Source organism: Fulvivirga ligni (assembly GCF_021389935.1).
In the GTDB taxonomy this organism is placed as follows: domain Bacteria; phylum Bacteroidota; class Bacteroidia; order Cytophagales; family Cyclobacteriaceae; genus Fulvivirga; species Fulvivirga ligni.
In genome coordinates this window covers 5391817-5406847 of sequence record NZ_CP089979.1, presented here as the reverse complement: position 1 = coordinate 5406847, position 15031 = coordinate 5391817, and the positions used below count along the sequence as shown (strand labels likewise).

Sequence of the window (15031 nt, the reverse complement as noted above, 5' to 3'; positions counted from 1 at the left end):
TTAAGATGAAGAGCATGAAAAATATAATATTAACCCTTGCGGCATTATTCTGCGTCCTCATCTCTTACGGACAAAATGCTAAAGCCACCACCGGTACATTCGCTTTAAAAAATGCTACCATTGTTACAGTGACCAAAGGCACTATTAATAATGGTACACTAATCATCTCTGACGGAAAAATCAGTGACATAGGTGCTAATGTGTCTATTCCTTCAGGAGCTAAGGAGATAGATTGCAAAGGCCTTTACATTTACCCGGGAATGATAGAGTCTGGATCCAGAATAGGTTTGGTAGAAGTAGGTTCAGATCCACGTACCAGAGATTATAATGAAATAGGAGAGGTTATTCCTCAAATGAAGGCGCTTACTGCTGTAAACCCGAACTCTGTGCTTATCCCTGTAACCAGAGTGAGCGGAGTGACTACGGCATTAACTATCCCACAGGGAGGTCTATTTTCAGGTACTGCAGCGTTAATTAACCTACACGGTTATACGCCTGATCAGATGTATGCAGGTTTTGAAGGTGTGGTAATGAATTTCCCTACTACTGGTAAAAGAGGCAGATGGGACAGAAGGTCTGAGGAAGACATTAAAAAAGATGCTGATAAAGCTCTTGCTAACCTTAATAAGGTGTGGGATAATGCTTTAGCCTATTCTAAAATAGATTCAACTATCACTGCACAAAAGGTATCTACAGAGCTAAATTATAACCCTGAGATGGCCACGTTGGCACCTGTTGTAAAAGGTGAGCAAACGCTTTTAATAGAAGTGAACGCTGCCAACGATATCAAGGCGGCTATTGATTGGGTGAAAGGAAAGAATATCAAAGTGATCTTCACAGGTGTTTCTGAAGGCTGGAGAGTGGCTGAAGAATTGGCTGAAGCTAAAATCCCGGTGATCACAGGTCCGGTGTTGGATACCCCTAACCGTGATTATGATAAGTATGACCGCCCTTATGCTAATGCTGGCATTATGTCTAAAGCAGGAGTAACGGTGGCTATAAGAACTAACGATGCTGAGAATGTAAGAAACTTACCTTACCATGCTGGCTTTGCTGCCACTTATGGTTTAGGTAAAGAAGAAGCTCTGAAAGCTGTAACTATTATTCCCGCTCAGCTTTTTGGTGTAGATGATCAGTTAGGATCGTTAGAAAAGGGAAAAAGTGCAACCTTGTTCATTTCAGACGGTGATCCGTTCGAAACTAAAACGCAGATCAAGTATGTATTTATTGAAGGATGGAATATTCCTATGGAGAGCCGTCATACCAAGCTGTATGATGAGTTTCTGGAAAGAGATCCTGGTGTGAAGAAATAAATTTGCTTTTATTTATAAATCCGAAAAAAAAGGCTGTCCGAGATGACAGCCTTTTTGATTTTATATTCACGAGCCTAAATATTATAGACTGTTTTTGAAAGTATCGTAATCGGTATTTGTTGCCAGGTTAGTTTCACAACCTTCACTAGTAGCTTTAGCGTTAATGTCTTCCACTCTGCTATCCGGGCTAGGGTGTGTGCTTAAAAACTCTGGTGTTCCGCCTCCCTGGCCAGACTCTAATAATTTTTCAAAGAAATAAGCAGCACCGTTACAAGCATATTGAGTTTCAGCTAAATAAACTACTGATTTAGCATCTGCCTCAGACTCATAGTCTCTGCTAAATGATAAACCGGCCACTGTACCAGCTACCTGACCAGCTATTTGCTCTAACTGTGATGCATTGTCACCGATAAGTATGCTTAATAAGATAGATACTCCGTATTGCTTCTGTAAGTTTCTACTGGTATGTCTTAAGTCAGCGTGGGCAATTTCATGTCCTAGTACGCCTTCAAGAGCGTCAGCTGATTCTAAATACTTAATAAGACCTGTATATACATAAATATATCCTCCCGGAGTGGCAAAGGCGTTTAAAGTTTCGTCATCCTTAAGAATGGTCACTTCCCAGGCAAACTCATCTTTATAAGCTACTTGTCCGCTTTCAAGAATTTCATCTACCATACCTTCCAGGTAAGCATAAGCTTCTTCATTCCCAGTTCGGGACATAATGTTGTATTGTGGGTCATTTGCAATCTCCTGGCTCACCTGCGCGCCAAGTTCTATGTCATTCTGCACAGAAAAAAGCAAAACATTATCATTCTTATCACATGCTGAAAAAGACAATATAAGAGTGAGTAATGCTACAGGGGTGAAAATTTTTAGTAGAGTAATTTTTTTCATTGATTTTAAATTCTGATTTGTAAACACCTAAGACTTATTAAATATTATGCCAACTATGATTACATTCTTATAATCAAAAAATGTCTGGAGTAAACCGGGAAATTATTTCTACAATATTAAGAAAATTCATCTTTTTATAAATTAATAGTTTTTCCCCACGGAGCGTACTATTTTTGTGCCATGGCAGAACAAATATTGATCCTGGATTTCGGCTCGCAGTATACGCAGCTGATAGCCAGAAGAGTTAGAGAATTAAACGTTTATTGTGAAATTCACCCATTTAATAATGCTCCTGAACTTACTGATGATATAAAAGGAGTTATTTTCTCTGGTAGCCCTTGCTCTGTAAGACAAGATGATGCTCCTGATGTAGATATGAGTGCTTACTGCGGTAAAGTGCCAGTTTTAGGAGTTTGCTACGGTGCCCAAATGATGGCGCATAAAAGTGGAGGTCATGTTCTGCCTTCTGAAATAAGAGAGTACGGAAGAGCCAAGCTGAGTAAAGTAGACCAGCATAATGAGCTGATGAAAGAGATTTCAATTGACTCTCAGGTGTGGATGTCACACGGTGATACCATTTCTGAGCTTCCTGAAGATTTTAAAATTATTGCCAGTACTCCTTCTGTAAAAGTAGCTGCTTTTAAAAAGGAAGGTGAGCAAACTTATGGTATTCAGTTCCACCCGGAAGTTACACATAGTACTGATGGAAAACGAGTACTAAGAAACTTTGTAGTACATATTTGTGGTTGCGAGCAAGGCTGGACTCCTGATATTTTTGTGGAGAGTACAGTAGCTTCTCTAAAAGAAAAGTTAGGTGATGATAAGGTAGTGTTAGGGCTTTCAGGAGGGGTTGATTCTTCCGTGGCAGCAGTTCTTATTCATCAGGCTATTGGCAGCAACTTACATTGTATTTTCGTAGATAACGGCCTACTTAGAAAGAATGAATTCGAAGATGTTCTGGATTCTTACAAAGACATGGGCCTTAATGTAAAAGGTGTTGATGCCAAGGATAAATTTTATTCTGCTCTTAAGGGCTTAACAGATCCTGAAGGAAAAAGAAAGGCCATTGGTAAGGTGTTTATCGATGTTTTTGATGAAGAAGCACACCTGATTGAAGATGTAAAATGGTTAGGTCAGGGTACTATTTACCCAGATGTTATTGAGTCAGTATCAGTAAATGGACCATCTGTTACCATTAAATCACACCATAACGTGGGCGGACTGCCTGACTACATGAAACTAAAAGTAGTAGAGCCTTTAAATACATTATTTAAAGACGAAGTACGTTTGGTAGGTAAAACATTAGAAATAGACCAATCTATTTTGGGAAGACATCCATTCCCAGGACCAGGTTTAGGAATAAGAATATTAGGAGATATAACTCCTGAAAAAGTACACATTCTGCAACAGGTAGATCATATTTTTGTTAATGGTTTGAAGAAAGCCGGATTATATGACGATGTATGGCAGGCAGGTGCTATGCTATTACCCATCCAGTCAGTAGGGGTGATGGGCGATGAGCGTACCTACGAAAGAGTGGTAAGCCTGAGAGCAGTAACCAGCGTAGATGGTATGACTGCAGACTGGTGCCATTTGCCTTATGAGTTTTTGGCTGATGTTTCAAATGAGATTATTAATTCTGTTAAAGGTGTTAACAGAGTAGTGTACGATATTAGTTCTAAACCTCCTGCAACTATAGAGTGGGAATAAATCAACTTATGAATTCTAAAAACCTATTATTTCTAGTCGGCTTTTTACTTTGTTTTAACTCCATATTTGCTCAAGGTAGTAAGCAGCAGCAGTACCTTAATGCCAAGGCTCTATTCAATGATAAGAGTTATAGTTTGGCAATGGAAGCCTTTAAGCCGCTTATGGCTGAGGAGGCTAATAATCCATTCGTACAATATGCTTCTTTTTACTATGCTATCTCCGCTTATAACCAAGGCTATGCTCCTATGGCTAAAACGGCCTTTTTGCAGATACGAGAGAAGTACCCAAAATGGTCAAAAGTTAATGAGGTAAACTACTGGTTGGGTAAGATTTATTTAGAATCTAAGGAGTATAATCAGGGTATCACGGCTCTAAATGCGATAAATGACAAAGCATATAAAAAGGATGTCTATAACCTGAAATATCACTATCTGGATCAGGTAGAAGTAATAGATAACCTTGAGCAGTTATATCAAAATCATCCTAAAGATGCAGTATTGGCTGAAGTATTGGCTAAGAAAATTGCTGCTCAGCCATTGGTAAGTCAGGATAAAGAACTGCTTTCAGAGCTAATTGACAAATTCGATCTTAATAAGGATGATTTCAATATAGTTAGAATAGAAAAGTCAGAGCATAAAGATAGGTATAGGGTAGCAGTACTTTTCCCTTTCCTTATGAACAGACTGGAAGCTAACGAAAGGCCTAAAGTAAATCAGCTTGTGCTCGATCTTTACGAAGGCATGAGGCTAGCCATGGATACTCTCAAGCAGCAAGGAATTAATGTAGAGCTCTATGCTTATGATACTAAGCGAAGCAAAGAGACAACGCAAAAAATTCTGGAGAAAGAAGAATTGAAATCTATGGATTTAATCATCGGTCCGTTGTTTTCAGGCCCTAGAGAGTTAGTTCAGGATTTTTCTTTTAAGAATAAAATTAACATGATCAATCCGCTTTCATCTGACGCAGATGTGATTGGTCAGAACCCATACTCCTTTCTATTTAGCCCAAGTGATGAGACAGTAGGGAAGAAAACAGCTGATTATGTAGCAAAGCATGCTTTCAATAAAACAGGCCTTATATTCTACGGTGAGGCAGCGGGCGATTCAATTGTGGCGAATGCTTATAAAAAGGAAATCGAAGCGGAAGGTTTTAATATTATATCTTCTCAAATGATTGAAAAGGACAAAAGTAGAAGTATCCTTGATATGCTGGTGAACAAAGGAAAAATAGGTGGTCCTGATGATGAAGCTTTAAGATTGAAAATTAAAAAAGGCAGCTTAGGACATATTTTTGTTGCCTCTAAAGATGAGCTTATATATACCAAAGTGATCAGTGCCGTGCAAACCCGAGGTGACTCTGTGCTTGTGGTAGGATCAGCTGATTGGCTGGAACTTTCTGTAGTAGGTTACGATGTATATCAGAAATTAGGAGCGGCCTTATACGCACCTTTATATATGCCTACGGATAACCCTGCTTACGAAACTTTTAGAAAGAATTATATCTCAAGACATAAAATAGCTCCTACTAACTATTCTGCCATTGGTTATGATATGATGCTTTTCATGGGTAAAAGCCTGGAAGAATATGGAAAGTATTTTCAACTGGGTTGGGAGAAGGAGAAATTTATGCCAGGTTATTTAACTCCTGGTTACAGCTATCAAAGCAGTCAGGATAATGCGTTAGTTCCCATCTTGAATTTTGGTCCGGAAGGAGTAGAAGTGTTGTATGAAATAGAAGATAAGAATGAAGATTGATAATAGTAAAGAATTATTCAGTAAAGCACAGAAATTTATACCAGGCGGGGTTAACTCTCCCGTAAGAGCATTTAAATCAGTAGGAGGAGATCCGTTATTTATAAAATCAGCTAAGGGTGCATTTATGTATGATGCTGATGATAATGAGTATGTAGATCTGATCAATTCCTGGGGGCCTATGATTTTAGGTCATAGCCATCCTGATATAGAAGGTGCTGTTGCTGAGGCTATTAAATCATCTTTATCTTTCGGGGCACCAACGGAGAAGGAAATTATCATTGCAGAGCTTATCTGTAAAATGGTGCCTTCTGTTGAAAAGGTGCGAATGGTAAACTCTGGTACTGAAGCCACTATGTCGGCCATACGATTAGCCAGAGGATATACTAACAGAGAAAAAATCATAAAATTTGAAGGTTGCTACCACGGCCATGGTGATTCATTTTTAATCGCTGCCGGTAGTGGTGCTGCCACTATGGGCGTACCCAATAGCCCGGGAGTAACTGAGGGAGTAGCTAAAGATACTTTAACAGCTCCTTTCAATGACCTGGTAGCAGTAAAACACCTGATAGAAAGTAATCCGGATAATATTGCCGCCATTATACTTGAGCCAGTAGCAGGTAATATGGGCTGTATAACTCCGGTAGAAGGTTATTTACAAGGGCTAAGATCTTTATGTGATCAACATGGGATTGTTCTCATTTTTGATGAAGTAATGACTGGCTTTAGACTGGCCAGAGGTGGGGCGCAGGAGCTTTTTAATGTTTCTGCTGATCTCACAACTATGGGTAAAATTATTGGCGGAGGAATGCCGGTAGGTGCCTATGGTGGTAAAAGGGAGATCATGGAGTTTGTTTCTCCTGTAGGTCCTGTTTATCAGGCTGGTACTTTGTCTGGAAACCCTGTAGCAATGGCAGCAGGTTATGCTATGCTGAGCTACTTATATAGTAATCCGGCTGTATATGAGCAATTGGATGCTACCACAAAGCAAATTGAAGCTGGTTTTAGAGATAATCTTACTAAGCTAGGGCTGGATTATACCATCAATCAGCTGGGATCTATGATCAGTATTTTCTTTTCTAATCAAAAGATTACTGATTTTGAATCTGCTAAAACTTGCGATACAGAGCTATTCGGTAAGTATTTCAGAGGAATGCTTAACGAAGGGATTTACCTGGCTCCATCACAATTTGAAACGCTATTCATCTCTACAGAGATCACTGAGAATTTAGTTCAGAAAATTGTGGATGCTAACTATAAAGTGCTCCAGGACATTCACTAAAATAATAGCAGGGATATAAACGCTTCTGATACCAGGAATAGTGAAATGAAGGTGAAATAAAGCCATCCCACTATCTTGAACTTGACGAGCGTTTTAAACCAACCCTGCTTATATACTTTCAAAAAGGAAATATAGGCATAAACACTGGCGATTATAAAGCCCAATAGTGTTACTATGGTTGAGGCCTTTTCTGAAAGATCGAACCACATAAGTAGCAGCAGCGTACATCCGTAAAAGAAATACACGAAAGAATGCAAATTAAGTGCATGAATAAGATGCTTAATATAAAGGTGCTTTCTTCTGATGTAAAGCAGCTTTAGAATAGCCGCAAACACAGGCACTAAAAAGAGCATCATAATAGGAAGATTGCTCAATATATAATCGATACCATCATCAGGGTCACGATTAATCCTTATAGCCTGTATGGCCAGTAAATGATCGAATGTTCCTAGTTCTCCAAGATACATGCTATCCAAAAGCTGTTCATCAGAATATGACTCTTCGTGCTTTAAACTATCTACCAGGTCCCAATCTACCCTCGCCAATATGAATTTGGTAGAGTCCTGTGAATTTTTGTTTTTAGCCACTTTCGATTTTGAAGTTTGCTCGGCTAGCTTCAAGGAGTCCTGTTGTAATTCTTTTTTTAACGAAGCAGTTAACGAGTCATAAGGTGTTAGCCCTATTTGAAATAAAGCTTTTTCACCCAAAGCGGATTTGAGGGTCTCTTTTTTCTGATCAGAAAGCTCAGTTTGTAAAGATCTTTGAAACGCCTCCTGATCTTCACTCTTATTCATGGCTTTGAGTATAGCCTTCATATCTTTTTTGCTCACATGATCAGTCAAGGCCTTTTTAGTTTCTTTACTCAGGCCTTCTACATCATCCAAGTCAATGTATACAGATATATTTCCATCACTATTATTGTAGCCTTTTCGGAGATCATCTGTGTTAGCTACTTTTTTGAATACAAAGAAGAAAAATAGACTTAAGATAAGATAAAGCCTAAGCGGATGAGTGTAAGAAGCCCTTTTACCTTCTGAGTATTTATTGGTAAGATAGCCCGGTTTAAAGAAGAAAGGTGACACTGTTTTTGCAAACTTTGAGTCTAGAGCAAAGTAAGTGTTAAAGAAGTCACCAAGCAGCGTTTTTAAAGAAACATAGTTGCTGGTGTTTTCCTGGCCACACATAGGGCAATAATTATATACTTTATTCAGGTTGGCGCCACAGTTTGGGCACTCATTAGTCTTTCTTCTGATTTTCATAGTTGGCTATAAACCCGAAAAGTATTAAAAATTATAGTTTAAACATATATTTAATGGAGAGAATGTGTGTCAACCTGTTACCTTTTATTCCATTATTCTAATTAATGCTTATATTGTTGCCTGGTTGGAAGTTATATTAAAGGTAAATATAGGAGCTAACGCAAATTTTACTATTTTTATAACTTTATTGTAGAGCTATTTTCAAAAGCTATTTTTTAATTTCAATAACCGTGAAGAAGTCTCATATTTTTTTAGTGCTTTTCGTCCTGCTTGTGGTATCGTCAGGTATGGCGCAAAAAAGGCGCGACCAACAACCCGTAACTTACGAAGAATTATATGATGAGCCATATGCTATTAATAAGCTGTTCGTTCAGTTTCAGCCAGTTTATGGTGAGTTGTGGAAAGCAAATATAAACGCTGGCTTTGGTCTTGAAGCTACCTATTTCTGGAAAGAGAAAATGGACTTTAGAGTTCATACCAGAAAAGCGTATGCAAAACCTTTTGACCTATCCAGGCACATCGCAGATAATTTGCTTGAGGAAAATCCTGATTTAGGAGGAACTCCAAGGGTATTTAATTATTATGAACTAGGTGCTACCTACCACATCAAAGACTTTGAAGAGAGTGGTAAAACTAAAATGTTCTTATACAGAAAAAGTTATAAAGGTGATAAGTGGGCTGCTCGTGTACCACTAAACGCCGAAATACCTTGTAAGGTAAGGAAAGTTTATGGAGCCAGACTTGGAGGTGTTTTCTTTGATACTTCGGTGGATGTAAACAGAGCTCTTGAGGCTCAAGGTATGACCATGACCGAGGCTTTTGGAGGGGCTATTCCGGAGCAGTTTGAAAACAGTGAAGAACAAATGAAGAATACAACGCTTTTTTCAGGTATTGATGTAAAAGGTGTTTATGTAGGCGGTTCTATGAGCTGGATAAAGAACGTGGCAGTAGATTTTGATAACAAATATCAAGAAGGTGTTGATGATCTTATCTTTACGGCCTTCTTGGATATTATGATAGCACCAGCTATTGGCGTCGATGATATTATCTACGGCGGAAACGTATACAGCGCAGAAAATTTAGAGACTACAATGATCGGGTTTAGAGCGGGTATAGATGGTAAGTTTAACAGAACACTAAGCTGGTCATATGGTGGTGAAGTAGGTATGCGTCCAGGTTTAAAAGGACAAGGATTTTACGCCTTAGTAAAAATTAGTTTCCCTGTTTATAGTACCAACCTTGACTACTCTGTAGAAGCATTTGGAAAGTAATTCCAGTAACCATAAAAACATCAAAGCCGACATGATCACATGTCGGCTTTTTTTATGTCCACCTCCCTTCTCCTTGAGGAGAAGAGCCGGGGGTGAGGTGAAATGACTTCTGCTATTTTTAAGCACCACTAAGTTATTTAGCCCTTGTTGGTTATCACAAATTGAACAGCCGTACTTCGTTGAAAGTCTTTTAGCCTTTGTTGGTGTTATTACCAACATAACAAGTACTACTCAATTAAAAGACTTCCTAAATTCCAATGGCGATTGATTTGTCTTAGCTCTGAATAGCTTGGTAAAAGACTGTGGGTAATCAAAACCTAACTCATAGGCTATTTGGCTGATGGTTAGGTTGGTAGTGGTGAGTTTTTCTTTGGCCAGATGGATCAGTTTATCCTGAATAAATTGCTTGGTACTTTGGCCTGTAAGTGTTTGTAATAGCCTGCTCAAATAGTTGGGAGATAGATGCAGTGCATCTGCAACAAACTGTACTGAAGGCATGCCTTTATCAGTGAGATTTGGGCCATTGAAATACTCACTAAGTAGGCTTTCAAGCTGCGTCAGTACTTCATGATTAGCTTTTGATCTAGTTAGAAACTGCCTTTGATAAAATCTCTGAGCATATTTTAATAATAACTCTATTTGCGCAATGATGATTTCCTGACTGTAACCATCCAGGTTTGTATGATACTCTTGCTGAATAATCTGAATGATATTAATGATCAGATTTTCCTCTTTTTCAGAGAGAAACAGTGCTTCATTGGTACTGTAATCAAAGAACTCGTATTGATCAATAGCTGTGGCCAATGTGCTGTTCCACATGAAATCAGGATGGATTAATATAAGCCATCCTGAAGTACATGATTTCTTATTGCTCTCAAATGAAAACACCTGCTTGGGAGAGATAAAGGTCATCATGCCGTTATCAAAGTCGTACTCTTGCTGGCCATAACGCATTTTTCCAGAGAAATCTCTCTTAATGGCTATGGCATAAAAGCTGAAGCTAAATACGGTGGAGTCGCCATCCAGACTATGCTTACCGATGTCTATAACACTGATAAGTGGATGATCTGGCGATGGCAATCCCATAATCTGATGATATTCAGATATGGTTTTTACATTCTTTATCTCTCGCTGTTCCATTCTATTCAATTACCACGGTAAAAAGCCTTCTTCGCTGAAGAATTTACCACTTGGGCCATCTTCAGGTAAGGTAGCACATTCTACTATAATTTGAGCCGCAAACTCTGGAGTTCTTGATCCCATATGATTATTGAGGTCCGTGGCCGTTGCTCCAGGGTTTACACTATTCACCTTAAAGTTTGAGTCCTTCAATTCATAAGCTAAAGCTACAGTAAAAGCGTTCAACGCAGCTTTGGAAGAAATGTAACCCACAGGTTTTATCATGGCATGCTGCCAGTCATAATTACTTTGTGTAGTGAGAGAACCTAAGTCACTACTCACATTGGCTATTCTAGGAGCATCAGACTTTTTCAGTAGTGGTAAAAACTGTTGTGTAGTTTCTATTACCCCATGAAAGTTCACAGCGAAGATTTGTTTTATGGCATCAGTCTGAACAACAGAGGCCAACTGTGGAGCCTGCATGAATGAAATTCCTGCGTTGTTAATAAGTACATCAAGGCTTTCCTCTTTTTGCTCATACACCTCTTTTGCCTTTATAATCGATTCGCTATCAGCTACATCTATTACTAAAACCTCTACATTTGAAAGACCTTCCGCTACTAATTTATTTACAGCCTCCTGGCCTCTTTCTAAATCTCTACATCCCAAATAAACATAATAGCCTTTTTCTGCCATTTGCTTAGCTACCTGAAAACCAATTCCTTTGTTTGCACCTGTTATCAATACTTTTTTCATCTCTTTTTATTTAAATGATACAGTACAAAGGTCACACCTATCTTCTACGATCAGTTAACCGAATCTATCCATGTATAATTCAAATCTGACTTGTTTACCATTTGGCTTATGCCAAGGTTTCTGTTTCATTAAACTCATTTGTTTTAGAGGCCAGACTGTTTTCATGTAGATCCTTAATTCTAGCCATAAACCAGGTAAAGGGCTCTACATCACCTTCTAACACGCAAGTGCCTTGGCTGATACCAAGTAATATCTCTTGAATGTTTAATCTATATAAAGCATGAAGGGTATCATCGTCCTTAAAGAGGAGGACGGATTTGGTTACATTATCAGTATGTGCCGTGTTCATTTTGGCTATTCCATTATCAACGACAATATTTAATGGAGTAGTGGCTTTCAAAGTTTTTATTGATATCAATAAATCTGGTATTAAGGATTGAGAGGTGAAAACAGCGCTATTTAGATATTCAACAAAGATGTTCGCCCATTTGTCTAGGTCAGCCCGGACGAGATATTTTGCCTTTCTATGATGGTTTTGTGACATCTTCAGTTGATGATCTACTACCTCTTCAGCCTCTTTTAGAACTTTTAAAGTCTTGTCAACATCTTCAAAAGTATGTGCCGCCGAGCAAATCAACCTTAGCCGACCTCTTCCAGGTTCTACTATAGGATACGTTACCGCTGAGGTTTGAACACCTCTTTTATACATCTCCTGTACCAAACCGTATAGTTTATCTTTATTGCTGAAATGAGGTGTAACGATTGGTCCATCCCCAGTGCCAAGATCATAGCCTTCTTCTGTAAATCTCTTACGCATATACCGTGTGGTGTTCCAAAGTCTTTCTCTCAGCGCATCATCCGACCGAAGTCTTCGAAGAGCTATAAGTGCAGCAGCCATATCAGCAGGACTAATGGAAGCCTGGAAAATATATGCCCTTGATGATGATTTAATGAGGTCGATATGCTCTTGAGATGCTGAAACCACACCGCCTATGCTACCAAGGGCCTTGCTTAATGTGGTCATAATAAAATCTACATCCTCAGTTATTCCTTGCGCAGCACATATACCTGCTCCGCCATCTCCGTAAAATCCGAAGGAGTGTGCTTCATCTACAAGTACTAAGGCATCATATTTTTTGGCCATTCTCACTATATCAGCTACAGGGGCCGCACCTTCGCCCATGCTATAGACACCTTCTAATACTACCAGGGTGGTTCTATAGGCAGATACTTCTGTTTTAAGTATTTCTTCAAGGTCGGCTATATTATTATGTTTGAAGGTCCTAATGGAGGCGCGACTAAGTCTTGCGCCATCCACAATGGAAGCATGGCAGAGTTGATCGATCACTACCACATCATTATGGTTTAAAATGCCAGCAACAGCTCCCAGATTAGCCGTATACCCGGTAGGGAAGAGGCAGGCGCTTGGCTTGCCGGTAAGCTTAGCAAACTCTTTTTCAAAGGTCAGATGCAAGTCGGTCATGCCGGAGGCTGCTGCAGACGTACCCATACCTGTCCCAAAACTATGCAGAGCTTTTGATGATTCCTGAATTACTTCCTTATCTCTGTTGAGCCCAAGGTATAAATTGGTGGTCCAGATAATAGCATCTTGTTCCTCATCAGAATAAGCATCACTAACTAAACCATGTGTAGCACTACCCGTTCGAAGAACTTTACTATATGGATTTCTTCGTTGACTATTTACCATATGTAGCACCTCCTGCACTAATTTACTTTTATCGTTAACAGACCAGGCATTAATTTTGGCTGCTTGGAAGGTGGGGTGACTGGATTGAATTTGGGTTTGAAATGTAGCCAGCGAGTTGGAGGATTTTTGCTTACTTCTAAGTGGATTATTATCCTTCGAATTCATATTGATAATATAATGAGCTAGTTCTTCGGCTGTGGGGTACTCCAGAATAATGTTTACCGGTAAAGGTATATTCAAGGCTTTTGCTAGCCTACTGCTTAGTTCTACAGAGGCAAGAGAGTCTATGCCCATGCTTTCAAATGATAGATCTATAGCTATTTCGATCGAGTCTTTATAGCCTAATAATGAGGCTGTTGTATCCTGAATAACCTCTAAAATATCTGATTGATCAAAGGTTATATCTTTATTTGTTTTAATAGGAGTTGGCGTCGTTTTGTGAGAATTTTTAGATAGACGGATCAACTGATTGCGATCTACTTTTCCGTTAGGTAAAAGAGGCAGGCTATCTGTGATGTGGATTACCTGGGGTATCATATATTTTGGCAAGCGGTCAGATAGATGGGATTTTAGACAATCTGTAGATGTATGATGGTCACTGCAGGTCACAAAGGCTGTCAAAACTTGTTGTTCATGCAGGCCATCTGTCACCAGAGCGGCAGCAGTAATTACTCCTTCCTTAGATTCCAGCACCGATTCAATTTCTTTCAATTCTATTCTGAAGCCCTTTACTTTCACTTGCTGATCTATTCTTCCCAGAAATTCAATATTTCCATTCTTCAACCTACGGCATAGGTCTCCGGTTTTGTATATTCTGGATTCGGTAATATGTTCGGACTTGATTTGGATAAAACGCTCATCAGTTTTGGACTCATCAAACAAATAGCCCCTGGCCAGTTTGCTGCCTGCAAGATAAAGCTCACCTGCTTCACCTGATTTTACAGGGGTCATATCCTCATTTAGAATGTATGAATTGGAATAAGGTACTGATTGGCCGATGGTGATAGGTTGAGTGGCATCTAAAATTTCAGTGTAGGTAGAGAAAACGGTGTCTTCAGTAGGGCCATAAGCATTAAATATTCTCGCACTTATATTTAAAGCGAAGAGTTTTTCAACCAATGGCTGCTTCAGTGCTTCGCTACCAAAAATGATGGTTCTGATTCCTTCAGGTTTCCATCCTGATGAAAGTAAAGCCTGAACGGCTGAAGGAACAACCACACAACTTTTTATGAGGCCTTTTTTGTCTAGTTCCGGCAGGTCAAGCATGTTTTTGGCTAAGATTACGCTGCCTCCAAGTGCGAGGGTACCAAGTATTTCTGAGACAGAAGGATCAAAGCAGATAGAAGTGGCTGCTAACATGCCCTCTAAATCTTTATTGTCCAGGATCTCATTCATAGCATTAATCATGGCTAACACATTTCTATGCTCAATAGCTACACCTTTAGGCTGACCTGTAGATCCTGAAGTATAAATTACATATGCTAAGCTGGAGGTGGATACGGTTGGCAATTCAAGAGGGCGAGCTTGTGAAAGAGAGTTCTTGTTTATTAATTGAAATCCTTTACATAATTCGCTGGTAATGGTATCATCTACAACTACTGCCGCTGCTTTAGAGTGTTGGAGCATAAATCGAATTCTTTCTCTTGGGTATTTTGGGTCTAGGGGAACATAGGCACAACCAGATTGCAGTATGCCTAGTACTGTGGCTATGAGCTCCCAACTTCTGCTCATACAGACCCCAACCAAGGCGCCTGGCTGAATGTCTCTGGAAAGTATTTCGTTAGCAATGTCTTCTGATTTAGAAAGCAGTTGCTCATAGCTTATACATTCTGATTGATCAATAATAGCGGTTTTGTCAGGCTGCTTAGTAGCCTGCTTTATAATATGTGCGTGGATAGATTGTGTAAGGTCTACAGTTTCCTCTAAAAACTCAGTGTAGGAATAATTTGATTCATTCATTGGTTT

Annotated in this window: 10 protein-coding genes; 5 read left to right on the top strand and 5 right to left on the bottom strand. The window is 39.3% G+C overall.

Annotated features, from left to right (window positions below):
* The first annotated feature begins 5 nt into the window (after positions 1–5).
* Entirely contained in the window at positions 6–1313 is a 1308-nt protein-coding gene (locus LVD16_RS22810) for an amidohydrolase family protein (protein ID WP_233770608.1), read from the top strand.
* A gap of 81 nt (positions 1314–1394) precedes the next feature.
* Here LVD16_RS22810 and LVD16_RS22805 read toward each other — a convergent pair whose 3' ends face one another.
* Positions 1395–2210: a M48 family metalloprotease gene (locus LVD16_RS22805; protein ID WP_233770607.1), complete on the bottom strand. Its 816-nt coding sequence runs from the start codon at positions 2208–2210 to the stop codon at positions 1395–1397.
* 180 nt (positions 2211–2390) lie between these two features.
* On the opposite strand from LVD16_RS22805, the gene guaA reads away from it, so the two are divergent.
* From guaA to hemL, 3 genes are read left to right on the top strand one after another with little or no spacing between them, the layout of a single operon-like run.
* A complete protein-coding gene (gene guaA / locus LVD16_RS22800; protein WP_233770606.1) occupies positions 2391–3920 on the top strand; it encodes a glutamine-hydrolyzing GMP synthase in 1530 nt (509 codons plus the stop codon).
* 8 nt (positions 3921–3928) lie between these two features.
* Positions 3929–5674, top strand: a complete 1746-nt coding sequence (locus LVD16_RS22795; protein ID WP_233770605.1) for an ABC transporter substrate-binding protein — start codon at positions 3929–3931, stop codon at positions 5672–5674.
* A complete protein-coding gene (gene hemL, locus LVD16_RS22790) occupies positions 5664–6953 on the top strand; it encodes a glutamate-1-semialdehyde 2,1-aminomutase (protein ID WP_233770604.1) in 1290 nt (429 codons plus the stop codon). Before LVD16_RS22795 ends, hemL begins: the two co-directional genes overlap by 11 nt.
* Here the strand turns inward: hemL and LVD16_RS22785 are convergent.
* A complete protein-coding gene (locus tag LVD16_RS22785) occupies positions 6950–8212 on the bottom strand; it encodes a DUF3667 domain-containing protein (protein ID WP_233770603.1) in 1263 nt (420 codons plus the stop codon). The two genes, hemL and LVD16_RS22785, sit on opposite strands and share 4 nt — an antisense overlap.
* Before the next feature lie 230 nt (positions 8213–8442).
* Between LVD16_RS22785 and LVD16_RS22780 the strand changes: the two genes are divergently transcribed.
* Positions 8443–9483, top strand: a complete 1041-nt coding sequence (locus LVD16_RS22780; RefSeq protein WP_233770602.1) for a hypothetical protein — start codon at positions 8443–8445, stop codon at positions 9481–9483.
* Between the two features lie 231 nt (positions 9484–9714).
* On the opposite strand, the gene LVD16_RS22775 is transcribed toward LVD16_RS22780, so the two are convergent.
* From LVD16_RS22775 to LVD16_RS22765, 3 genes are all read right to left on the bottom strand, one after another.
* The gene (locus LVD16_RS22775) at positions 9715–10623 is read right to left on the bottom strand and encodes a helix-turn-helix domain-containing protein (RefSeq protein ID WP_233770601.1); all 909 of its coding nucleotides are present in this window, start codon (positions 10621–10623) and stop codon (positions 9715–9717) included.
* A 9-nt stretch (positions 10624–10632) separates the two neighbouring features.
* The gene (locus LVD16_RS22770) at positions 10633–11358 is read right to left on the bottom strand and encodes an SDR family oxidoreductase (protein ID WP_233770600.1); all 726 of its coding nucleotides are present in this window, start codon (positions 11356–11358) and stop codon (positions 10633–10635) included.
* A 106-nt stretch (positions 11359–11464) separates the two neighbouring features.
* Entirely contained in the window at positions 11465–15025 is a 3561-nt protein-coding gene (locus LVD16_RS22765; RefSeq protein ID WP_233770599.1) for an amino acid adenylation domain-containing protein, read from the bottom strand.
* Positions 15026–15031: the final 6 nt, after the last annotated feature.

What these genes read in the sequence shown, in the direction of transcription:
- hemL (WP_233770604.1), top strand. Translation starts at nt 5,664, where the DNA reads ATGAAGATTGATAATAGTAAAGAATTATTCAGTAAAGCACAGAAATTT.
- LVD16_RS22770 (WP_233770600.1), bottom strand. Translation starts at nt 11,358, where the DNA reads ATGAAAAAAGTATTGATAACAGGTGCAAACAAAGGAATTGGTTTTCAG.
- LVD16_RS22805 (WP_233770607.1), bottom strand. Translation starts at nt 2,210, where the DNA reads ATGAAAAAAATTACTCTACTAAAAATTTTCACCCCTGTAGCATTACTC.
- LVD16_RS22775 (WP_233770601.1), bottom strand. Translation starts at nt 10,623, where the DNA reads ATGGAACAGCGAGAGATAAAGAATGTAAAAACCATATCTGAATATCAT.
- guaA (WP_233770606.1), top strand. Translation starts at nt 2,391, where the DNA reads ATGGCAGAACAAATATTGATCCTGGATTTCGGCTCGCAGTATACGCAG.
- LVD16_RS22785 (WP_233770603.1), bottom strand. Translation starts at nt 8,212, where the DNA reads ATGAAAATCAGAAGAAAGACTAATGAGTGCCCAAACTGTGGCGCCAAC.
- LVD16_RS22810 (WP_233770608.1), top strand. Translation starts at nt 6, where the DNA reads ATGAAGAGCATGAAAAATATAATATTAACCCTTGCGGCATTATTCTGC.
- LVD16_RS22795 (WP_233770605.1), top strand. Translation starts at nt 3,929, where the DNA reads ATGAATTCTAAAAACCTATTATTTCTAGTCGGCTTTTTACTTTGTTTT.
- LVD16_RS22765 (WP_233770599.1), bottom strand. Translation starts at nt 15,025, where the DNA reads ATGAATGAATCAAATTATTCCTACACTGAGTTTTTAGAGGAAACTGTA.